This window comes from Bradyrhizobium sp. SOJA106 (assembly GCF_059448745.1).
Genome location: NZ_CM182549.1, coordinates 7,384,054 through 7,403,663 on the forward strand (window position 1 = coordinate 7,384,054; position 19,610 = coordinate 7,403,663).

Annotated in this window: 23 protein-coding genes; 14 read left to right on the top strand and 9 right to left on the bottom strand. The window is 64.9% G+C overall.

Annotated features, from left to right (window positions below; all coding sequences use genetic code 11):
- The first annotated feature begins 352 nt into the window (after window positions 1–352).
- Together AC5V87_RS34795 and AC5V87_RS34800 are read left to right on the top strand one after the other, a co-directional pair.
- Window positions 353–808 (top strand): GNAT family N-acetyltransferase, encoded by a 456-nt coding sequence (locus AC5V87_RS34795; protein ID WP_092215395.1) that lies wholly within the window; start codon window positions 353–355, stop codon window positions 806–808.
- A 262-nt stretch (window positions 809–1,070) separates the two neighbouring features.
- Window positions 1,071–2,012 (top strand): aldo/keto reductase, encoded by a 942-nt coding sequence (locus AC5V87_RS34800; protein ID WP_456842626.1) that lies wholly within the window; start codon window positions 1,071–1,073, stop codon window positions 2,010–2,012.
- A gap of 13 nt (window positions 2,013–2,025) precedes the next feature.
- Here the strand turns inward: AC5V87_RS34800 and hmuQ are convergent, their stop codons facing one another.
- The 3 genes from hmuQ to AC5V87_RS34815 form a co-directional block, all read right to left on the bottom strand.
- On the bottom strand, window positions 2,026–2,349 hold the full coding sequence (hmuQ, locus tag AC5V87_RS34805) for a heme-degrading protein HmuQ (protein ID WP_456842625.1): 324 nt from the start codon (window positions 2,347–2,349) through the stop codon (window positions 2,026–2,028).
- Window positions 2,350–2,599: 250 nt separating this feature from the next.
- The gene (locus AC5V87_RS34810) at window positions 2,600–3,817 is read right to left on the bottom strand and encodes a DUF1501 domain-containing protein (RefSeq protein ID WP_495369180.1); all 1,218 of its coding nucleotides are present in this window, start codon (window positions 3,815–3,817) and stop codon (window positions 2,600–2,602) included.
- A gap of 2 nt (window positions 3,818–3,819) precedes the next feature.
- Complete coding sequence (locus AC5V87_RS34815) at window positions 3,820–5,367, bottom strand: DUF1800 domain-containing protein (protein ID WP_495369181.1); 1,548 nt, start codon at window positions 5,365–5,367, stop codon at window positions 3,820–3,822.
- A 208-nt stretch (window positions 5,368–5,575) separates the two neighbouring features.
- Here AC5V87_RS34815 and AC5V87_RS34820 point away from each other — a divergent pair, with 208 nt between their 5' ends.
- Window positions 5,576–5,779 carry a cysteine-rich CWC family protein gene (locus tag AC5V87_RS34820; protein ID WP_495369182.1) on the top strand — a complete coding sequence of 68 codons (204 nt, stop codon included), beginning with the start codon at window positions 5,576–5,578 and terminating at the stop codon, window positions 5,777–5,779.
- A gap of 180 nt (window positions 5,780–5,959) precedes the next feature.
- Here the strand turns inward: AC5V87_RS34820 and AC5V87_RS34825 are convergent, their stop codons facing one another.
- Window positions 5,960–6,658, bottom strand: a complete 699-nt coding sequence (locus AC5V87_RS34825; protein ID WP_495369183.1) for a glutathione S-transferase family protein — start codon at window positions 6,656–6,658, stop codon at window positions 5,960–5,962.
- 201 nt (window positions 6,659–6,859) lie between these two features.
- Here AC5V87_RS34825 and AC5V87_RS34830 point away from each other — a divergent pair, with 201 nt between their 5' ends.
- Window positions 6,860–7,975, top strand: a complete 1,116-nt coding sequence (locus AC5V87_RS34830) for an MBL fold metallo-hydrolase (protein ID WP_495369184.1) — start codon at window positions 6,860–6,862, stop codon at window positions 7,973–7,975.
- The gene (locus tag AC5V87_RS34835; protein WP_456842619.1) at window positions 7,975–8,574 is read left to right on the top strand and encodes an SCO family protein; all 600 of its coding nucleotides are present in this window, start codon (window positions 7,975–7,977) and stop codon (window positions 8,572–8,574) included. Before AC5V87_RS34830 ends, AC5V87_RS34835 begins: the two co-directional genes overlap by 1 nt.
- A 150-nt stretch (window positions 8,575–8,724) precedes the next feature.
- On the opposite strand, the gene AC5V87_RS34840 is transcribed toward AC5V87_RS34835, so the two are convergent.
- Window positions 8,725–8,955 carry a hypothetical protein gene (locus AC5V87_RS34840; RefSeq protein ID WP_456842618.1) on the bottom strand — a complete coding sequence of 77 codons (231 nt, stop codon included), beginning with the start codon at window positions 8,953–8,955 and terminating at the stop codon, window positions 8,725–8,727.
- 13 nt (window positions 8,956–8,968) lie between these two features.
- A complete protein-coding gene (locus AC5V87_RS34845; protein WP_456842617.1) occupies window positions 8,969–9,748 on the bottom strand; it encodes a TSUP family transporter in 780 nt (259 codons plus the stop codon).
- Between the two features lie 186 nt (window positions 9,749–9,934).
- Here AC5V87_RS34845 and AC5V87_RS34850 point away from each other — a divergent pair, with 186 nt between their 5' ends.
- From AC5V87_RS34850 to uvrB, 4 genes are all read left to right on the top strand, one after another.
- Window positions 9,935–10,846, top strand: a complete 912-nt coding sequence (locus AC5V87_RS34850) for a LysR substrate-binding domain-containing protein (RefSeq protein ID WP_456842616.1) — start codon at window positions 9,935–9,937, stop codon at window positions 10,844–10,846.
- A 109-nt stretch (window positions 10,847–10,955) separates the two neighbouring features.
- Complete coding sequence (locus AC5V87_RS34855) at window positions 10,956–11,180, top strand: hypothetical protein (RefSeq protein WP_456842615.1); 225 nt, start codon at window positions 10,956–10,958, stop codon at window positions 11,178–11,180.
- Between the two features lie 49 nt (window positions 11,181–11,229).
- Entirely contained in the window at window positions 11,230–11,457 is a 228-nt protein-coding gene (locus tag AC5V87_RS34860) for a hypothetical protein (protein WP_456842614.1), read from the top strand.
- A 93-nt stretch (window positions 11,458–11,550) separates the two neighbouring features.
- Window positions 11,551–14,517: an excinuclease ABC subunit UvrB gene (gene uvrB / locus AC5V87_RS34865; protein ID WP_495369185.1), complete on the top strand. Its 2,967-nt coding sequence runs from the start codon at window positions 11,551–11,553 to the stop codon at window positions 14,515–14,517.
- 88 nt (window positions 14,518–14,605) lie between these two features.
- Here the strand turns inward: uvrB and AC5V87_RS34870 are convergent, their stop codons facing one another.
- Together AC5V87_RS34870 and AC5V87_RS34875 are read right to left on the bottom strand one after the other, a co-directional pair.
- Window positions 14,606–14,995: a hypothetical protein gene (locus AC5V87_RS34870; RefSeq protein WP_495369186.1), complete on the bottom strand. Its 390-nt coding sequence runs from the start codon at window positions 14,993–14,995 to the stop codon at window positions 14,606–14,608.
- Window positions 14,996–15,153: 158 nt separating this feature from the next.
- Window positions 15,154–15,390 carry a hypothetical protein gene (locus tag AC5V87_RS34875; RefSeq protein WP_456842611.1) on the bottom strand — a complete coding sequence of 79 codons (237 nt, stop codon included), beginning with the start codon at window positions 15,388–15,390 and terminating at the stop codon, window positions 15,154–15,156.
- Between the two features lie 268 nt (window positions 15,391–15,658).
- Here AC5V87_RS34875 and AC5V87_RS34880 point away from each other — a divergent pair, with 268 nt between their 5' ends.
- The 5 genes from AC5V87_RS34880 to AC5V87_RS34900 all read left to right on the top strand — a co-directional run bounded on the left by AC5V87_RS34880 (window position 15,659) and on the right by AC5V87_RS34900 (window position 19,305).
- Window positions 15,659–16,105 (top strand): nuclear transport factor 2 family protein, encoded by a 447-nt coding sequence (locus tag AC5V87_RS34880; RefSeq protein ID WP_495369187.1) that lies wholly within the window; start codon window positions 15,659–15,661, stop codon window positions 16,103–16,105.
- 224 nt (window positions 16,106–16,329) lie between these two features.
- The gene (locus tag AC5V87_RS34885; protein WP_456842609.1) at window positions 16,330–16,770 is read left to right on the top strand and encodes a nuclear transport factor 2 family protein; all 441 of its coding nucleotides are present in this window, start codon (window positions 16,330–16,332) and stop codon (window positions 16,768–16,770) included.
- A gap of 402 nt (window positions 16,771–17,172) precedes the next feature.
- Window positions 17,173–18,087 (top strand): hypothetical protein, encoded by a 915-nt coding sequence (locus AC5V87_RS34890; RefSeq protein WP_495369188.1) that lies wholly within the window; start codon window positions 17,173–17,175, stop codon window positions 18,085–18,087.
- A gap of 346 nt (window positions 18,088–18,433) precedes the next feature.
- Window positions 18,434–18,856, top strand: coding sequence for a hypothetical protein (locus AC5V87_RS34895; protein ID WP_456842607.1), 423 nt, complete (start codon window positions 18,434–18,436; stop codon window positions 18,854–18,856).
- Window positions 18,857–19,167: 311 nt separating this feature from the next.
- Complete coding sequence (locus tag AC5V87_RS34900; protein ID WP_167336550.1) at window positions 19,168–19,305, top strand: hypothetical protein; 138 nt, start codon at window positions 19,168–19,170, stop codon at window positions 19,303–19,305.
- A gap of 49 nt (window positions 19,306–19,354) precedes the next feature.
- On the opposite strand, the gene AC5V87_RS34905 is transcribed toward AC5V87_RS34900, so the two are convergent.
- Window positions 19,355–19,501, bottom strand: coding sequence for a hypothetical protein (locus tag AC5V87_RS34905; protein WP_007596790.1), 147 nt, complete (start codon window positions 19,499–19,501; stop codon window positions 19,355–19,357).
- Window positions 19,502–19,610 lie beyond the last annotated feature (109 nt).

Genomic DNA, 19,610 nt, shown 5'->3' on the forward strand with positions numbered 1-19,610 from the left:
CCGCCCTTCCGCGGCAGGCGTCATTTTTGGCGCTACCGTTTCCACATCGTCATGGCCGGGCTTGTCCCGGCCATCCACGTCTTCACTCCGGCAAAACAAGACGTGGATGCCCGGGACAAGCCCGGGCATGACGAGTTTGTGGAGGGATTGGCTACTCACAAGACACAACGAACCTGCAGCGTTACGCATATCGCGATAGCCCGCCCTTCCGCGGAAAGAGGTGCGAAGCAATCCGGGTGAGGGGCATGGCACACCGTCGCCACGACTGAATATCCAGCCGTCGCGCAAAGACATTTGATCATCTGCGCGAACATCCCTTATGAATGACGTTCAATGCTCGCAGGATCTTCACATGTCTCTCACCATTCGCGCCGTCACCAAGCAGGATTACGATCAATGGCTGCCGCTGTGGGACGGCTACAACGCTTTCTACGGCCGCTCGGGCCCGACCGCGCTGGCGCCCGAGATCACGAAGGTGACGTGGCAGCGCTTCTTCGACGCCTATGAGCCGGTGCATGCGCTGGTCGCCGAGAGCGACGGCAAGCTGCTCGGACTGACGCACTATCTGTTCCATCGCAGCACCACCGCGATCGAGCCGTCCTGCTATCTGCAGGACCTGTTCACGCTGGAAGCGGCGCGCGGCAAGGGCGTCGCCTCGGCGCTGATCTACGGCGTCTACGAGCGCGCCAAGCTTGCGGGATCGCCACGGGTCTACTGGCAGACGCACGAGACAAACGTCACCGCGCAAAGCCTGTACGACAAGGTCGCGGAACGCTCCGGCTTCATTGTCTATCGCAAGATCTTCTGATTTTAGCCGCCTTTTCCCGGACCACGCGGCCTGTGGATAACTCCACCTGTCACCGGCGCGTAACACACCGGGACTAAGTTGCTGCTGCGTCTGATCAGGCCCCCCGTCACCGATCAAGCGCCCCAAAGCGGTCCCCGTCAGTCGCCGCGTCTGACAGGGGCCGCATTTTTTTGCCCGCATGGCAGCACCGCAGGCAACGGCTTGCCGCTGGGGCAGGCCGCCTTCACAATGCACCGCGGCTCATCTCTCACGGGGATCTCTCATGGAAATTCGCAATCTCGGCGCCTCCGGCCTTCGCGTGTCCGCGGTCGGGCTCGGCTGCAACAATTTCGGCCAGCGCACCGATCTCGAGACCTCGCGCAAGGTGATCCATCGCGCGCTCGATCTCGGCATCACGCTGTTCGACACCGCCGACATCTATTCCAACATGGGCGGCTCGGAGACGGTGCTCGGCACCGTCCTGGGCGACCGCCGCAAGGACATCGTGCTGGCGACGAAATATTCGAAGCCCATGGCCGAGGACGGCACCAAGCAGGGCGCCTCGCGCCGCTACATCATGGAAGCCGTGGAAGCGAGCCTGAAGCGGCTGAAGACCGACTACATCGATCTCTACCAGCAGCACGACTACGACCCGCTGACGCCGATCGAAGAGAGCCTGCGCGCGCTCGACGATCTCGTCCGCCAGGGCAAGGTGCGCTACATCGGCAATTCGAACTTTCCGGCCTGGCGCGTCGCGGAAGCCGAATACGTCGCACGCGCGATGAATGTCAGCCGCTTCGTTTCCTGCCAGGACGAATATTCGCTGGTGGTGCGTGACATCGAGAAGGATCTGCTGCCGGCTGCGCAAGAGTACAAGCTTGGCCTGTTGCCGTTCTTCCCGCTCGCCAGCGGGCTGCTCACCGGCAAATACAAGAAGGGCGAAGCTGCGCCCGACGATAGCCGCTTCGGCAAGGTGCCGCGGCTGCGCGACCGCTACGTCACGCCGCGCAACGAGGATATCGTCGAGAAGCTCCAGGCGTTTGCGACGTCCCGCGGACACAGCATGCTGGAGCTCGCCTTCTCCTGGCTCGCAGCCCGCCCGCAGGTGTCGAGCGTGATCGCGGGCGCGACCCGCGTCGAACAGATCGAGCAGAACGTCAAGGCGATCGCCTGGAAGCTCAGCGCGGAGGAGATGTCCGAGATCGACAGGATCACGCTGGGCTGACTCTGAAGTGGCACTACTTGGCGCCGCGCCTCACCGTCTGCATCACCTCGAAGCCTTCGAATTGGGGATGGCCGAGATAGAGCGGCTTGTTGTCGCCAGCCTTGTGATGCGCGGCACGAAACGCCTCCGACTTGGTCCAGGCCTCGAACGCGGCATGGTTCGCCCACACGGTATGCGAGGCGTAGAGCGTGTGGTCCTCGAGCTCAGGCCCGCGCAGCAGATGGAATTCAACGAAGCCCGGCACCTTGTCCAAATGCGTATCGCGCGAGAGCCAGACCTGCTCGAAGGCGGACTCAGAGCCCTTGGCGACGCGGAAGCGGTTCATGGCGATGTACATGGGTTGAGGTCTCCTTAAGCTTGGAATTGTCAGGCACGCATTGCCCTCTCACTCCCTCGCCCTGTTCTTACGGGGAAAGGGCGGGGTGAGCGGCTGCCTCCGCGAGTTCGGCCTGAATGTAAGCGAAGCGGACGATGCGCGCACCGTCAATGTGGGAGTCGGATGGACTCCCCTCTTTGCAACAGCATGCCCTGCCCCTCACCCGGATTGCTGCGCAATCCGACCTCTCCCCACCAAGAGCGGGGAGAGGCTAGGCAACCAGGTCCTTCATCGGCCGTGCCGCCGCGCTGTCCGGGAACACGTTTTCCGCCAGCACACGGTCGGACAAACCAAACTGGCCCTGCAGCACGCCCTTGATCACGGAGCGCAGATCTGCCGTCGGCTTGAGATCGCGACCCTCGTAGAGGTTCGCGGGCTTCAAACCGGGCCAATCCGAGATGACACGGCCGCCTTTGACGGCGCCGCCGGCGAGGAGCGCGATGGTGGCGGTGCCGTGATCGGTGCCGTCGGTGCCATTGATGCGCGCGGTGCGGCCGAATTCAGTGGCGACGACGATGGCCGTGTCGCGCCAGCGATCGCCAAGTCCGCTTTCGAATTCGGCAAGCGCGCCGTCGAGGCCGCCGAGCAGGAAGGCGAGGCGCCCGACCGGGCCGCCTTCATTCGCATGCGTGTCCCAGCCGTCGAAGGCGAGCGCGGCGATGCGCGGGCCGTCGTCCGCCGCCATCAGCTTGGCGGCGCCGCGCGCGACCTGGCGCATCTGCGCAACCTGATTGCCGGGCTTGCGCTTCATGTCATCGCCGCTCGCAGCCTTCTCGAGCTGGAGGCCTTGCGACAGCGCCGCAGCAAGCGCGGGATCACGATGGCGGTAGAGATCGGCGAGCCGAATTGCGGTGTCGTCGTCGGCCTGCGGCAGCGCCACCGGCGCCCAACCGACGGTCGGCGCATTGCCGCGCAGCACCAGCGGCGTGGTCGGGCCGACCGCAAGCCCGTTCGACACGCGCTCGCCGCGCGGCAGCGCTTCCAGCGCGCGGTTGAGCCAGCCGGATTGCACGCGGCCCGGGCCGGCATAGCCGCTTTCGAGCACGTCCTGGCCGTCGAAATGCGAACGGTCGCGATAGGGCGTTGCGACCGCATGGATCACTGCGGCATGTCCGTCGCGATACATCCGTGCGAACTCCGGCATTGACGGATGCAGCGCGAAGAAACTGTCGAGCATGATTGCGGGATGCGCGCCATCCGCGGCGAGCGCGATCGAGCCGTGCAGGCCGGCATAGTCGGGATCGCCGACCGGCGCGACGGTCGAGAGCCCATCGAGGGCGCCGCGCAGGATCACGACAATCATCCTGGGATCGCGCCCGTCGGCCGCGCGCGCGAATTTCGGCAAATAGGCCCAGGCAGCGAAGGAGGCGCCGCCGAGCAAGAGGCCGCGGCGCGAGGTGAGGAGCCGGTTCTCGGCGCAGTCGATCATCTTCATCTCCTCTGCATTTCCGGGGACATAAGCAAGAGCGCCAGCGCCTGCTGGCGCGATTCCGCGCGCTCGATGGTTTTGCGGGTTTCGACGGACGCGGCGTCCGCTGCGGCAAATTCAAGCAGGTCGAGCGGATCGATGTTGTTGCCGAGGCGGGCGCCGATTTGCGCGGCGATGTCGAGCCTCAGCTTGATGCCTTCGGGCGCGGCCCATGCCGCGCTGGTATCCGGGAAACCGTTGGGGCCGGCCGGCGACCACAGCGGCTGTCCCAGCAGATTGAGATTGTTGAGATAGGCGCCGGGATCCTCCGGCACGCGCGCGAGCAGCCGGCCGCTCGCGACCAGGAAATCATAGGGGCTGCGCATCTTGGTCAGCGGCGCCTTCCACGCTTCGTCGGAATCGACCAGCGCGGTGGCGAGCGCCTTGAGATCGCCGTCGGTCCTGACGAAGACGTCGCGCAGCCGCGCCACCAAGGCCGGCGGCGGATCGTCCGCCACGAAATGGCGGACGAATTTTGTCGCGATGAAATTCGCCGTCGAGGGATGGCGCGCGATGTCGGCGAGCGCAGCCTCGCCTTGCGCGAGGCCCGCCGGCTCGTAGGTCTTGCCGAGCAGCACCTGCGGTCCCGGCTGATGCGCATTGGTGTTGAAGACGAAGGAGCCGGGCGTTCCCAGTTGCCCTTGGCGGCCGGCAAAGGTCCACCCCGTGATGATGCGGGCGAGCGAGGTGACGTCCTCCTGGGTGTAGCCGCCGCCGACACCAAGCGTGTGCAGCTCCATGATCTCGCGCGCGAGATTTTCGTTCAGTCCGCGCTTGCGGTTCTGCCCCGCGCGCGAGTCCGGACCCAGCGATTGCTGGTTGTCGAGGAAGAACAGCATCGCCGGATGCTGCTCGACCGCCTTCAGCATATCAGCGAAACGCCCGAGCACGTGCGGGCGGATCGCCTCGCGCTCGAACGCGCCGGCCCAGATCCGCGCCAGCTCGCCCTTGCTGGCGGAGATGCAGAAATGGTTGGACCAGAACACGACCAGACGCTCGGTGAAGCCGCACTCGACCAGCGTCGCGCGCTGCAGGCGCGCCAGCGCCTCGGCACGAAAGGTCTTCTGGATGACGTTGAGCGGCTGCGGCGCGGGCTTTGCGGCCGCCGGCGGGAGCGCGTTCGGTTGCATCGTCTCGGGCTTTGCCGCGGTGTCGACAGGCTTCGCATCGGTCATCTGGCCGGCGATCTCGGTTGCGGCAGTGCTCAGCGAGAGATTGCGGCGCAGCCCCGGCTTCTGATCCGATGGCGCTTCGGGCGGCGTGCCGGCCTTGGCGGCCGCCTCACGCGCCTGCTTGACCTCGTCCTGATACGCAAACACCGCCTGCCCGAGTTGCGGCGTCGACTGCAGGCCCGGCGCCTCCAGCAGCACGCCATTGGGACGGGCCAGCTCAGCCTTCACGAACCCCCTGGGGTCGGAGGCCGCATTGATGAGATCGCCCGATGCACCGCCGCGGGCGCCGAAGCCGAAGCGGTTGAGCGCGACGAGCGCGGCTTGCGAATCGCGGGTCATCGATTTGTCCTTCGCGCCTTGCCAACCGCTTTCCCAATAGGTGCGCGGCGCCTAAAGCGCGATGAGATTAGCATCATCGCGCTTAAGGTTGTTGTTTGAGCATGATCTTTTCGGAAAACCGCTGCGCACTTTTCCGGATCATGCTCTAATATACCGCAGCGGCAGATGAACCCGACATGAAAATGACGTCGAAGCTTTTGCGTAAATCATGACAATTCCGAAAGAATCACCGGCGCCGGAACTTCGCCGCCTCGCCTGCTCCCGCTGCGGCACCGAGTTCGGCTGCGATCTCTCGGGCAATTGCTGGTGCGCGGAGGAAACCGCAAAGCTGCCGATGCCGGTCATGAGTGAAGATTGTCAGTGCCGGGAGTGCTTAAGGAAGGCGGCGGAAGCGGCGAGCACTGCGCGTTGAGCGCGGGAGGATCACCACACCCTCGCTGTCGTCCCTGCGAAAGCAGGGACCCATAACCCCAGGGAGAGGTTTGGCTAAGACCCGTCGTCCGGTACTCATACCAAGCGCGCCCGAGAGATCACGCGGTGTGGGTCCCTGCGCCCGCATTGCGTTCGCAGGGACGACAGTGGAGAGTGTGCCCTACACCTGATGTCCCGGCGACTTGCGCGCCATGCCGTCGAACGCGTCGAGCAGCTTCTCGCGCCAGGCGTAGATCGGATCATCCGCCTCCAGCAGCTTGAAGGGGCTCGTCACCCGCGCCCATTGGAAACCGCCGAACACGATGTAATCGGCATAGTTCGGCGCGCTGCCGCCGATGAAAGGCTGCTTCTTTAGAGTCTGCCGCATCACCTCCAGCGACTTGCGGAAGGCGACCACGCCGGTATCGCGGCTCGCCATCACCGCTTCCAGGCTCTTGCCGCCAAAACGCGCCTCGCGCGTCTGGCGGAAATAGGCGGCATCGGCTTCGGCCAGATGCTTCGGGATGTCGGCGACGATCAGCGGAAAGATGCCGCCCACGATGGCGATGTCGCCCCACGCATTGATCATGCGGGCCATGGTGCGGCCACCTTCGCCGCCGAACAGCGACGCGCGATCCGGAAAATTGTCTTCGAGATAGTTCGCGATCGCCCAGGAATCGACCACGGGCTTGTCGTGATGCAAGAGCACCGGAACCTTCTCCGAGCCATGCGGCGCGATCGCGCTCTTCTCGGTGAAGCGCCAGGGCAGCGATTCCGCCGACAGGCCCTTATGCGCCAGCGCCATCCGCGCGCGCCAGCAATATGGGCTAAAGGGGCGCGCCGCATCGGTGCCGACGAGTTCGAAGAGTTTCAGTGACATGATCAATCCCATTGCTGCAACTGCCGAACAGAGTAGTCTTCATGGCAGCGAGCGCAAGAAAACTGTGCTGTCGCCGGTGTCCGGGTGTGACGGGGTAACCGATGACCTCGCTCGCCCTCGCGCCGGAGCGACCGTTGTTTATTGAGCCGGCCTCGGATTGGACCTAAGCTCGGGCATTTCGAACAGGGGGGAGGCATGGCAATGACCAGGACCATTCCACGGCGCGATTTCCTCCTTGGCGCGGCCGCATTCGCCGGCGCTGCGGCCGCCAATGCCTTCACCTGCATCGAGATCACGAGCGCTGCGCCGATCGCCGTTCCAACCGTCGACAAGCTCTCGATCCGCGTTCTCGTGGATTCGAGTTTCGACCTGTTCTTCCGTCCCAAGCAGATCAACGGCGTCTCGATCGCGCCGGCTGCGCGCGGCGGCGATTTCCGCAAGTCGCTGCACAATGAATGGGGCCTGTCGCTCTGGCTGGAATCCGAGGGCGGCGGCAACCAGCGCACGCTGATGCTGGACTACGGCTACACGCCCGAGGTGCTGCTCAACAACATGGCGCTGATCGGCGTCGATCCGGCCAAGCTCAATGCGCTGATCGTCAGCCACGGCCACTACGATCATTTCGGCGGCCTGAACGGCTTCCTCGACAAGTTCCGCGACAAGCTGCCGGCTGACCTCAAGCTCTATGCGGGCGGCGAGGACAATTTCTGCCATCGTCTCAACCCGACGCCGACGCAGGGGCAGTTCGCCGATTTCGGCACGCTCGACCGCCGCCAGCTCGCGGCGCAGAAGGTGACGACCGTGCTGTGCGAAACGCCGACCGTGATCGCGGACCATGCCTTCACCACCGGCAAGATCACACGCCGCAGCAGCGAGCGCGTGCTGCCGAACACGCTGGTCGAGTTCGGCATCAAGGACGGGCTGGGCTGCAATGTCGGCCACTATCTGCCCGCGGAGATGGACGGCAAGATCGTGCCCGACGAGCACATCCACGAGCACGCCACCTGCTTCAACGTGCGGGATCTCGGCCTCGTCGTGATCTCGTCCTGCGGCCATGTCGGCATCGTCAATTTGGTGAAGCAGGCGCAGGAGGTGTCGGGCATCCAGAAGGTGCACGCGATCGTCGGCGGCTTCCATCTCGGCCCGGCGCCCAAGGACTACCTCACGCAGGTCGTGAGCGAGATCAAGGCGCTCGATCCTGACGTCGTGGTGCCCATGCATTGCAGCGGCCTCAACTTCGCGCAGGAAGCCAATGCCCAGATGGAGGGCAAGGTGTTGATGACGACCACGGGCAGCCGCCTTACCTTCGGGCTGTGATGCCCAGCGCCTGGCTCTGCGTGATGTTGGCGCTCGCCTGCGCGGGAGCGGCGCAGGCGCGCTCGGCCGCGGAGACCATGGACATCCTGATGTGGAATCGGGAGCCGGTCGGCGGGCCGTTCGAGCTGATCGACCAGACCGGCAAACGACGCAGCGACCGCGAATTCCGCGGGCGGCTGATGCTGGTCTATTTCGGTTTCACCTACTGCCCCGACGTCTGTCCGACCGACCTCATGGCCATCGGACAGGCGCTCGAGCAGCTCGGGCCGGATGCCGACGCCGTGCAGCCGGTCTTCATCACCGTCGATCCCGAACGCGACACGGCTGAGCATCTTGCCGAATACGTCCCGATGTTTCATCCGCGGCTGCTCGGGCTGACCGGCAGCCTTGATGCCATTGCGGCAGCGGCAGAGGCCTACAAGGTCTATTTTGCCAAGATCCCGATCGGCAAGGACGCCGGCGACTACACGGTCGACCACACATCCTTCATCTATCTCATGGGTCGCGACGGAAAATATCTCGGCTTCTTTCCGCCGGGCACCTCGGCTGAACGCATGGTCGAGATCATCCGGCCACGGCTGGCGGCGCCTTCGCGCTAACGCACGATGAGATCAGGATGAATCGTCATCGCGCTTTATATGTTGTTTGAGCATGATCTCCGCGCAAACGCGTTCCGCGTTTGTCGCGAGGGAAAACCGCTGCGCACTTTTCCGGATCATGCTTTAGCACTCCGGCGAGAGCCGTCGAACTCACCGCCCGTTGGTGCGCAGCAATTTCTCGCCGCCTTCCGTCACTGCGATGACCAGCCCGATACCGGGCAGCGTTGCTCGGGCGACGTAGCCGCGCTCACTGGCGTCCTCCCAGATGGTGAGGCGCGGGCACGAGGTCTTCCAGGTCGCGATCACCTCGGCATAGGCGCGGGGCTCGCGCGCGACCCATTCGACGAAATCAAGCACCAACGGATCGGCCGTCTCGCTCATTGCAAGCCTCCCTTTATTGCAAGCCACCTTTGGCAAAGGCGGCCAGCACCGGCGCGCGAAGCTGGAGCCAGCCGCCATAGGCGATATAGTAGCAGGCGATAGTGGTGATCAGCCTGTTCGACCAGGCCACGAATTGCTGATCGGTCATGGCTTCGAGAATGCGCCGTGCGAGCGTAGTGCCGAGCATCGAGGCTGCGATCGCGACGCCGGCGAGCAGAGGATCGAGGCTCGCGGCCTGATCGATCACGCCGCCGAAATAGATCAGTTTTGTGAAATGGCTGATGAGCTGGCACATCGCCTTGGTCGCGACCTTCTCACGCCGGCCGAAATCGCCGCCGAGGAAGAAGGTGTCGAGCAGCGGACCGGAGACGCCGGTCATCAGCATCAGGCCCATGCAGACCGTGCCGTAGACCGTGCCCTGCCAAAGACGGTCGGGGTCCGGCTTGATGTTCGCCGGCAGCAGCCGCGCCATGAACGGCGTCGCGCCCAGCATCAGCAGCGCGACCGGCTTGTCCGGCACGTAACGTGTGAGCGACCACGCCGCGAGCGCGGTGGCAGCGCCGACCATGTAGTTCGCGACCGGCCGCCAGCGGATATGCGCCCGCCACAGGAACGCGCGCCAGCCGTTCGAGGCCATCTGCGTGATCGCATGCAGCACCATCGCGGTCGGCAGTGGCATCAGCGCCAGGAGAACACCGATCAGGATCAGCCCGCCCGCCATGCCGAACAGCCCCGACAGGAACGCGGTGGCCACCATCAGCAATCCAAGGGCAGCGATCATGATGGGCGTCACGTGAAAATTCTCCTGCGGTGGTTCAACGTCAGGGACGCAGACTGTTTCACTCCGGGGAGAGGCGAAGGGACCGCGCCCGCCCTCAACAAATCGGCACGAATTACGCTGATGTTTGTGCCTCGCTTGCCCGTTCTCCGCAAACTGAGTTATCTTGGCCTGGCATCAGCTTTCCTGAGGGTCGGACATTTGCGGCGGCTGCTGTTTCTCAACGGCATCAAGGCATTCGAGGCGGCGGCGCGGACCGGCAGCTTTGCTGCGGCCGGGCTCGAGCTCAGCGTGTCGGCGGCCGCCGTCAGCCGCATGGTGCATCTGCTGGAAGAGCGGCTCGGCGTCGCGCTGTTCGAGCGCAAGGCCAACCGGCTGGTGCTGACGCAGGCCGGCCGCGCCTATCAGAGCGGACTGACGCCGATCTTCGACGCGCTGGCGAGCCTCACCGCGCAAGTGACGGCGCCGTCCGGCATGCGCGTGCTCACCATCGGCGTCGGCCACACCTTCGCGATGCGCTGGCTGATCCCGCGCCTATCGGAGTTTCGCAGCGAGGAGCCGGACATCGAGGTGCGCTTCACCACCGGTGGCGCCTTGGTGCCGTTCGGTGAGGACTGGAGCTGCGGCATCAAGCTCGGCACCGGCGACTGGCCCGGCCTCGTCGCTGAGCCGCTGTTCGCCGGCGACCTCACCCCCGTCTGCGTGCCGCGCCTCGCCACGTCGTTGAAGCGCCCCGCCGACCTCAAGGGCCCGAGCCTGATCCGCGTCGAGCATTCGCCGGAGGACTGGCCGATCTGGCTCAAGGCCGCCAACCTCACCCGCATCACTCCGCGCGGACCCGAGTTCCAGTTCTACGGCCAGGCGCTGCAGGCCGCCGCCGACGGCCTCGGCATCGCCATGGGCATCCGGCCCTATATCGACGACGACATCGCCGCCGGCCGGCTGGTGGCGCCCTTCGATCTCTCGGTGCCCAAGGGCATGCGCTGGTATCTCGTTTATCGCAGCTTCCAGACCGAGCAGCGCGACTTCGCCGCGTTCCGCCGCTGGATCATGCGCGCTGCGGCGGAACCCGCAGCCCGCCCGCGACGGCTGAGCCGGGCCGGACGCGGCTGATCCTTCACCCGTTCGGGTGAAAAAGCCGGGCGCATGTGAACGGCTTCACATACCGAACCGGGCAAACGTGGTCCTCTAACCCTCCGACAAGAGCATTTGGGGACTACCAATGACGACCCTCTACGACGGCTTTGACATTGAATCCTTCGAGGCCGGCAAAGGCCTCTGGCACGCCCGGATCCGGCGCGCCGATTTCAGCCCGCTTGCCATCGACGGCGTGCTGTTTCCGGCTATGGAAGTCGGCTTCGCCTGGCCCGACCGCGACGCCGCGATCGCCGACGCCAAGCACCACATCGATCGTTTCCGCCGTCGGGCCAACAGCGACGACCAATAAGCCGATTCCCGAGGGACCAGCAGCAGCGAGGTACAACAGGGAACCGGTCATGTCAGTGATGGAATTCGAAGACACACCGCGGCCCCGGATCTATGGCCGCAGCGTGCTGTCGAAATGCCCGGAATGCGACGGCGATCTCGCGGTGCTCCGTGTGATCGGCGGTCGCGCCGGATGCGAGTACTGGACCATGCGCTGTACCGATTGCGGCGGCATCCATCTCGACATCCTGAAGCCGCATCAGGCAGGCGACGACGGGGGCCCACGGCCGGCCGCGTGACATCGCAGCCTGCTGCCAACCTGCTGTCAGCAGCCTGAACGTATCAGGGCATTCGCCCTTTATTGAGGGGCGGACTCGTCCCATATTCGCCTCATGGCGAAGAAACCTGCTCCCCCCAAATCCCCGAAATCCAAAGCTCCCAACTCGAAGGCTCATCGGCCTGACGTGCAGCCGATCGGGCCGGCGCTGGCCGAGCTGCTCAATCCCGCGATCAATCGCGGCGATGCCGGGCTGGGATCGGGCACCGGGCTGCAGCCGCCGCCGGACAATTCACGCGACCGCCGCGCCGGCGGCGAGGCCGCGGCGCATCGTGCTCGCGCCTCGACGCCGAAGGAGTTTCCGCAGGACACGGCCAAGAATACTGCAAAGCCGATGCCGCTGCGGCCCAATCCGCAGCCGCCGAGGGCTCGCGCCTCGACCGAAGGCTTTGACGAGGCACCGCAGGCCAATTACGGCACCGCGGCCACGATCCCGATGCTCGATCCGGAACTGGCGCGGCAGCTCGGCCTGCCCACCGAGGAAGACGATGCCGAAGCGCTGGCGCGCCCGCCGCGCTCCAAGATGGAGGCGCTCGGCGTCAAGGCCACCGCCGACGCGCTCGAAGCGCTGATCCGCGAGGGCCGGCCGGAGTTCCGCAAGGACGACGGCTCCATGAAGGTGTGGACGCCGCACCGTCCGCCGCGCCCGGAAAAGTCCGAAGGCGGCGTGCGCTTCGAAATCAAATCGTCCTACGAGCCCAAGGGCGACCAGCCGACCGCCATCAAGGAGCTGGTCGAGGGCATCGAGCGCAACGACCGCAGCCAAGTGCTGCTCGGCGTCACCGGCTCCGGCAAGACCTACACCATGGCCAAGGTGATCGAGGCGACGCAGCGCCCCGCGCTGATCCTCGCACCGAACAAGACGCTCGCCGCGCAGCTCTATGGCGAGTTCAAGAACTTTTTTCCCGACAACGCGGTCGAGTATTTCGTCAGCTACTACGACTACTACCAGCCGGAAGCCTATGTCCCTCGCACGGACACGTACATAGAGAAGGACTCGTCCATCAACGAGCAGATCGACCGCATGCGCCACTCGGCGACGCGCGCGCTGCTCGAACGCGACGACGTCATCATCGTCGCATCGGTGTCCTGCATCTACGGTATCGGCTCGGTCGAGACCTACACCGCGATGACCTTTGCGCTGAAGAAGGGCGAGCGCATCGACCAGCGCCAGCTGATCGCCGATCTCGTCGCGCTCCAGTACAAGCGTACCCAGGCCGATTTTACCCGCGGCACGTTCCGTGTCCGCGGCGATGTCATCGACATCTTCCCGGCGCACTATGAGGACCGCGCCTGGCGCGTGAACCTGTTCGGGGACACCATCGAACAGATCGAGGAATTCGACCCGCTCACCGGCCACAAGCAGGACGAACTCGAATTCATCAAGATGTACGCCAATTCGCACTATGTGACGCCGCGCCCAACCTTGGTGCAGGCGATCAAGTCGATCAAGTTCGAATTGAAGCAGCGGCTCGACCAGCTCCATAACCAGGGCCGCCTTCTGGAAGCGCAGCGGCTGGAGCAGCGGACCACCTTCGACCTCGAGATGATGGAGGCGACCGGAAGCTGCGCCGGCATCGAGAACTATTCGCGCTATCTCACCGGACGGCGTCCCGGCGAGCCGCCGCCGACGCTGTTCGAATACGTGCCCGACAACGCCCTGATCTTCGCCGACGAAAGCCACGTCACCATCCCGCAGATCGGCGCCATGTTCCGCGGCGACTTCCGCCGCAAGGCGACGCTGGCCGAATACGGTTTTCGCCTGCCCTCCTGCATGGATAACCGCCCGCTCCGCTTCGAGGAGTGGGACATGATGCGGCCGCAGACCATCGCGGTGTCGGCGACGCCGGGCGGCTGGGAGCTGAACGAGAGCGGCGGCGTGTTCGTCGAGCAGGTCATCCGCCCCACGGGGCTTATTGATCCACCCGTTGATATTCGCCCTGCCCGCACCCAGGTCGACGATCTCGTCGGCGAGGTTCGCGCCACCGCGCAGGCGGGCTACCGCTCGTTGATCACGGTGCTGACGAAGCGCATGGCCGAGGACCTCACCGAATATCTGCACGAGCAAGGCATTCGCGTCCGTTACATGCACAGCGACATCGACACCATCGAGCGCATCGAGATCATCAGGGATTTGCGCCTCGGCGCGTTCGACGCGCTGGTCGGCATCAACCTCTTGCGCGAAGGCCTCGACATTCCCGAATGCGCGCTGGTCGCGATCCTTGACGCCGACAAGGAAGGCTTTTTGCGCAGCGAGACCTCGCTGATCCAGACCATCGGCCGCGCCGCGCGCAACGTCGACGGCAAGGTGATCCTCTACGCCGACAGCATGACCGGCTCGATGGAGCGCGCCATCGCCGAGACCAACCGCCGCCGCGAGAAGCAGGTCGAGTACAACAATGCCAACGGCATCACGCCGGAGAGCGTGAAGAAACAGATCGGCGACATCCTCAACTCCGTTTACGAGCGCGACCACGTGCTGGTCGAGGTCGGCGGCCACGACATGACCGACGACGTCATCTCGATCGGCCACAATTTCGAAGCCGTGCTCGCCGATTTGGAAACGCGGATGCGCGAGGCCGCGGCCGATCTGAACTTCGAGGAAGCCGCCCGCCTGCGCGACGAAGTCAAGCGCCTGCGCGCCACCGAGCTCGCCGTCGTCGACGACCCCACCGCAAAGCAGCGCACCGTCGCGACCAAGGCCGGCGCCTATGCGGGGGCGAAGAAATACGGCGAGGCCGCCAACCTCCCCGTCAGCGCCATGAAGAACAAGAGCGCCGCAACCGCCCTCAAAGCCGGCGGCGGCAAGGGCTCACGCGTGCACAAGCCGCATCTCGACGAGATGCACGGCCCGGAGTCGCTGCCCTACCGGCCAAGCCCGAGCCTGCCGGCAAAGCCGTTCGGCAGCACCAGCCGGATCATCCAGCCGACAGACTCGCGGCAGTCCGGGCCGGAGTTTGGGCCGGCGCCGAAATCGACGGGTGGTGCACCGGGGCGAAGGGGCGGGTGGAAGAAGAGGTGAACGATGCGCGTCAGCGCCAGTCGCGGTTATGGATTCCGGGCTTGCCCCTTTGCGGCGCCCTGGAACGACGGCGGAGAGATTCTCGCCCTCACCCCACGCTCGCCGTCACAACCGCCATCACCGACAGCAGCAGCACGATGGTCACGAGTTGCAGCGAGGCGATCGGCTGGGTGCGCCATACCGTGATCTTGTCGGAGAGCGACAGACGGGCCTCGAAGAATTTCGGCTCGTAGACGGTCTTGAATAGGTGCGGGAAGCTCGGGCCGAGGGTCACGGCGAGCATGGCGGGGGCGAGCGAGGCGACGGCGACGAAGATGGCGACGCCGGGGTCGCCGACGAGGTCGTGGTTGCCGATGAGCTTGAGCAGGAAGGCCGCAGTGGCAAAGGTCGGGAAGCTCTGCAGCGTCGCGCTCAGTGCGAGGCCTTCGAGCGCGTTGTGCAGGCGGGACTTTCTCGCGGCGGCAACAGTGGCGGCCATGGCATGTCTCCGTGATGACACGCGGATGACGATAGCCACGTTGCCGGAGGGGAGATGTGAGATGAGTCACGCGATGCTTCGCCTCTCCCCGCAAGCGGGGCGAGGGAGTAGACCGCTGATGCCATGGCGGGCTCGGGCTATTCCAGGAAGACGAAGCGCTACAGCTTCCCCTGTCCGTTCACCTGACCCTGCTGTTGCTGCTGCTTCGCCTGTTCTTTGGCATGATGACGGCCGTAGAGGCAGCCGGCAGCGGCGCCGAGCATGCCGTGATGGCCGGCATAGTGGCCGGCGACGCCGCCGACGATGGCGCCCTTGATGCAGCCCTTGGCGTTGGCGGCGGAGCTTGCGCCGAGCATCAGAAGTGCGGCGGCGATGGCGGGAAGCGGCGATTTCATGGATCGTTGTCTCCGGATGCGATGTCGGATTCTCAACGATTGCAAGCAGGCCGGGGTTCCCTGGCGCGGCGCGCCAGCCGCTGTGCACCGGGCATCACGGAGCGCGCCTGAATTCGCGCATGTGGATGCAGGCACAATCTGTAATTGCACCACATGAACCGGGCATTGCGCTCGCGCGTCATACCTCTGCCCTGTGTTCTTGCGGATTGAAGCGCGCGCGCACGGCGCGATAGCGTTTGCAATCCACGGCCGAGGAAGGCGGCGCGGCATGACGGTTGAAAAGCTGAACAGGCGGCGCGTGCTGCATCTGCTCGACACCTTCGCACGCGGCGATCTCGAAGCCGCGCTGTCGTGCTGCACCGAGGACGTCGACTTCCTCACCCATGCGCCGATCGACGTGCTGCCGCACATGGTGCCGCGTCACGGCAAGGCTGAGCTGCGCGAGCTCTGGCAGACGATCTGGTCGCGCTATTCGGAGATCCGCTACAAGGCGCCGCACATCATCGCCGACGGCGACGAGGTCGCGATCTACATGCACAGCTACTTCAAGAAGCGGAGCAACGACCGCATCGTGCAGTTCGACATGGCGGTGTTCTACACCTTCCGCGGCGGGCAGGTCTCGCAGATCCGCGAGATCATCTATTCCTACGACCTGGTGCAGCAGGTGCTGGAGCGCGAGATCGGGCCGCTGATCATGGGGCAGCGCGTGGATTGAAGTCCTTGCCCTTGTTAGGGGCGAGCTTCGACCGGAAGATTACGGGGGTCTATTGTAAATTTCACAAAATGCCATCAATTGCGCATTGCGAAAACGTGAATTGCGTTTTGGCCGAAATCCCGTACCTTGTTCGCATACAAATGAGTTGAACGCCCCGGGGCACATTGCGGTGCATGGGGCCGCTTTCCGTTTTTTCTGCAAGCCAGCTTCAGGACTGCCCCCAAATGACAGAGCACAGCCTCTGGCGTTTCTCGCGTGCGTTGCACCGCGCGATCAACGACCGGCATTTCGATGAAATCGAGGCCCTGATCGACGAGGACGTCGAGTGGGCACTCTATGGCCCAATCGACATGTTTCCGTTCCTCGGCGCCCGCCAGGGCCGGGACGCTGTGCTCGACGTCATCCGCCAGCTGGCCGACAATTTCCAGGTCCGCCGCTTCGACCGCGAGAGCATCATGCTGGGCGTCGACTCCGCCGCCTCGATGCTGCGCTATTCGCTGACGGCGCTCGATTCCAACAAGCCGATCTCCCTGCGGGTCGCGCAATTCGCCCAGTTCAAGGCAGGCAAGCTGATCAGCATGCGCGTGCTGATCGACACCTTCGACCTGGTCGAGCAGGCACTCGGCCGCGCCATTCATCTGCCGAAGATGACCAGCGCCGGCTGAGGGGGACGCCAACGGGTCCCGCGGTCCGGGACCGATGACGATGCCTGACGCGACGTCCTGGCCTCCAGCCCCGCCGGATGCCGTCGTGTCACGAACTCGTCATCGGGCGCGCGCCCTTCGCGCGGCCCGTTGGTTCGCGTCCAAAGCGCGATGAGATCAGGATGGATCGTCATCGCGCTTTGGGTTGTTGTTTGAGCATGATCTCCGCGCAAACGCGTTCCGAGTTTGTCGCGAGGGAAAACCGCTGCGCACTTTTTCCGGATCATGCTTCAGAGGCGAGCCGCCACAATTTCGCAACGATAGATCAGCATTGATGCAAGCGGACCGAAGGCGCATGGTCATCACCGAAGGCCGCCTTATATTCTTGGCGGACGGCATGCGCCGGGGCTCGCGGGCAGGACGATGGAATTCTCGACAGGTTTTGGCTGGACCAGGCTGCCGGTACTGGCGGCCGTGTTCATTTTCGGCTCGGTGCTGACGGCCTCGGCGCAGATCACTCCGCCCTTTTCTCCCGGCCCGGCGGCGCCCGACGAAGAAGCCGAGGCGGCCGAGGCCCCTGATGTCAACGATCCCGACGTGATGAAAGGCATCGACGTCGACAAGCTCGACTGGAGCCAGCTCGCGATCGACGCCGGCACGCTCAACGACATCATCGCAGCCAAGAAGCGCGCCCAGGCCGCGGCCAATAACGGGCTGAACTGGTCGTCGAGCGCCAACGCCAACGGCTCCTCGGCGGTGACCGTGAAGCAGTCGGTGTTCGAGTTCTGGGACACCAGGATCGGGGCCGACATGACCCTGGCGAGCGAGCCGCGGACGATGTCCGAGCTGCTTGCACAGAAGGCCGCCAATGGCGGCAGCCTGCCGCAATCCTCGGGCAGCGCCTGGGCCACCGCGACCGCGCCGGGTGCGGGTGCGATCTGGGACAAGACCGCGGTGGAAGCCCGCGTCGATCCCGGCTCCGAACAGAGCAAGCTCGGGGCCTCGCTGACCAAATCGATGCCGCTAACGGGCGACACGTCGCTGACGCTGCAGAACGGCTACAGCGTCAACCAGCAGGGCACCACCGCCGTCCCTGGCATCGGCGGCCACATCACCCGGAACTACGAGACCGACCAGAGCGCCAAGGTCACCCTTACCGGCACCGGCACCAGCATCATGGCCGGCCAGTCGCTGTCCACCGCCGACGACAAATGGCTGCGCAAGGTCGGCGCCGAGCAAAAGCTGTTTGACAACGTCACCGTCTCCGGCTCGGTCGGCGAGACCTCGCAGGGCGCGATCAACAAGAGCGTGACGGCGGGCTTCAAGAAGAGCTGGTAGCAGCCAGCCAAGCGCCATCCTGTCTCCTCATCCTGAGGGCGCTCCGAACGAGCGCGTCTCGAAGGATCGAGGCCGCCGCCGAGAGAGCCGGGCCTTTCATGGTTCTCGCGCCGATGCGCAGCATCCTCCGCTGCGGGCTTCGCGCTCCTCACCATGAGGGGATAGAGGCTCTTTGCCGCGGGCCATTCACACTTCCCTAACCATACGCCACGGCAAAGCCCCCGAATGGTCCGTCCTTGCCGCATCTTGGCCCATTTGCGGTCAAAATCGGGCGCCCTAGTCGCCTCCCAGAACGCCGTCGTGCGGGGACACTCGCGCTGCGCTCAACGCGATCAGGGGAACAACGATGAACGCTACTCGTCCGGAAAAGATCGAATCCACCGAGACCGAGACGGTCGACAACAACCTCGCCGCCGTGACCGAGGTCGAAGCCGGCATCCGCGACTTCGTCCGCAACGACATCGCCTATCTGCGCCGGCCGGCGACGCCGACCACCGACGCGCCGCCGCTCGACCCGAGCGCGGAGGCGACCGTCACCAACGTCAACTCGCTGATCCAGCGCGTCGCCGGCACTTCGCTCGCCGAGATCGAGAATCTGATCTCCGAGCTGGAGAGCCTGCGCGACCTGCTCCATGCCGAAGGCCAGCGCGTCCAGCGCGAGATCTCCGGCTACGCCCAGCTCAGCCAGGCCGCGATGAAGTCGACCCGCATGATCGCCGACAACGTCGCGCAGTGGAAGCGCGCCGCCGACGGCCTGCGCAACAGTTAAGCACCAGCTTCAAACGTCAGTGGCTGCCGCGTTCCCGCAAGGGAGCGCGGCGGTTTTGATTTGTGCGGCTCTCGTGCCCCGGACGCGGTGCGGCACCACAAGCGCGTTTACGCGCGTCTTCGACGCACTATGGTGACGCGCCGTAGAGCCGAGGGCCCACCGCGAGGATGAAAGCGCGGCGCGATAGGTCCCCGCTCTGCGCAGCAGCGTTGCACGCTGCAGCGCGTCCGTACGTTTTGAACCCTCTCCCGCTCCCCCGCGACCAATGCCAAGCGCCCGTGCCGTCACGGCCGGGCCTGGGGACATGTCAGATGGAAAGCATTCGGCCCGACAACACGGACCCCATACCGCTGCGGCCCGCGCCGAACCAGTTCGGCACGATCATGCTGCGCTTTGTCGGGCTGCTCGTGGTCGCGATCGCCATCCTGGCGTTCGTCTATAGCCGCTGAGCCAAAGGCCGATCCCGGCCGCGAAGAGTTGAGATCTTACCGGGATATCTTACCTGGCCGCTTCCACGGTCGAGGCTTCCAGGGTGTAGGCGCCGTCGGCGTAGCCCTTCACCACCATACCCGCGACCAGCATGACGGCCAGCGTGGCGGTAGCAAAAATGAATCCGACCAGCTTGAGTGCGCCGCGATCTGCCATGGTCCTCGTCCCCTGTATCTGCCCAATTCGTTTCAATTAGACAGCGACAGGTTCATAATTGGTTAGCAACTCGATGGTTCCGCCGACTGCTTCGCCGGTAAACCACGTT

What these genes read in the sequence shown, in the direction of transcription:
- uvrB (WP_495369185.1), top strand. Translation starts at nt 11,551, where the DNA reads ATGGCGAAGAAACCTGCTCCCCCCAAATCCCCGAAATCCAAAGCTCCC.
- AC5V87_RS34840 (WP_456842618.1), bottom strand. Translation starts at nt 8,955, where the DNA reads ATGAGCGAGACGGCCGATCCGTTGGTGCTTGATTTCGTCGAATGGGTC.
- AC5V87_RS34860 (WP_456842614.1), top strand. Translation starts at nt 11,230, where the DNA reads ATGTCAGTGATGGAATTCGAAGACACACCGCGGCCCCGGATCTATGGC.
- AC5V87_RS34820 (WP_495369182.1), top strand. Translation starts at nt 5,576, where the DNA reads ATGACAATTCCGAAAGAATCACCGGCGCCGGAACTTCGCCGCCTCGCC.
- AC5V87_RS34855 (WP_456842615.1), top strand. Translation starts at nt 10,956, where the DNA reads ATGACGACCCTCTACGACGGCTTTGACATTGAATCCTTCGAGGCCGGC.
- AC5V87_RS34885 (WP_456842609.1), top strand. Translation starts at nt 16,330, where the DNA reads ATGACAGAGCACAGCCTCTGGCGTTTCTCGCGTGCGTTGCACCGCGCG.
- AC5V87_RS34810 (WP_495369180.1), bottom strand. Translation starts at nt 3,817, where the DNA reads ATGATCGACTGCGCCGAGAACCGGCTCCTCACCTCGCGCCGCGGCCTC.
- AC5V87_RS34825 (WP_495369183.1), bottom strand. Translation starts at nt 6,658, where the DNA reads ATGTCACTGAAACTCTTCGAACTCGTCGGCACCGATGCGGCGCGCCCC.
- AC5V87_RS34875 (WP_456842611.1), bottom strand. Translation starts at nt 15,390, where the DNA reads ATGAAATCGCCGCTTCCCGCCATCGCCGCCGCACTTCTGATGCTCGGC.
- AC5V87_RS34800 (WP_456842626.1), top strand. Translation starts at nt 1,071, where the DNA reads ATGGAAATTCGCAATCTCGGCGCCTCCGGCCTTCGCGTGTCCGCGGTC.
- AC5V87_RS34895 (WP_456842607.1), top strand. Translation starts at nt 18,434, where the DNA reads ATGAACGCTACTCGTCCGGAAAAGATCGAATCCACCGAGACCGAGACG.
- AC5V87_RS34900 (WP_167336550.1), top strand. Translation starts at nt 19,168, where the DNA reads ATGGAAAGCATTCGGCCCGACAACACGGACCCCATACCGCTGCGGCCC.
- AC5V87_RS34890 (WP_495369188.1), top strand. Translation starts at nt 17,173, where the DNA reads ATGGAATTCTCGACAGGTTTTGGCTGGACCAGGCTGCCGGTACTGGCG.
- AC5V87_RS34815 (WP_495369181.1), bottom strand. Translation starts at nt 5,367, where the DNA reads ATGACCCGCGATTCGCAAGCCGCGCTCGTCGCGCTCAACCGCTTCGGC.
- AC5V87_RS34830 (WP_495369184.1), top strand. Translation starts at nt 6,860, where the DNA reads ATGACCAGGACCATTCCACGGCGCGATTTCCTCCTTGGCGCGGCCGCA.
- hmuQ (WP_456842625.1), bottom strand. Translation starts at nt 2,349, where the DNA reads ATGTACATCGCCATGAACCGCTTCCGCGTCGCCAAGGGCTCTGAGTCC.
- AC5V87_RS34835 (WP_456842619.1), top strand. Translation starts at nt 7,975, where the DNA reads ATGCCCAGCGCCTGGCTCTGCGTGATGTTGGCGCTCGCCTGCGCGGGA.
- AC5V87_RS34905 (WP_007596790.1), bottom strand. Translation starts at nt 19,501, where the DNA reads ATGGCAGATCGCGGCGCACTCAAGCTGGTCGGATTCATTTTTGCTACC.
- AC5V87_RS34795 (WP_092215395.1), top strand. Translation starts at nt 353, where the DNA reads ATGTCTCTCACCATTCGCGCCGTCACCAAGCAGGATTACGATCAATGG.
- AC5V87_RS34870 (WP_495369186.1), bottom strand. Translation starts at nt 14,995, where the DNA reads ATGGCCGCCACTGTTGCCGCCGCGAGAAAGTCCCGCCTGCACAACGCG.
- AC5V87_RS34880 (WP_495369187.1), top strand. Translation starts at nt 15,659, where the DNA reads ATGACGGTTGAAAAGCTGAACAGGCGGCGCGTGCTGCATCTGCTCGAC.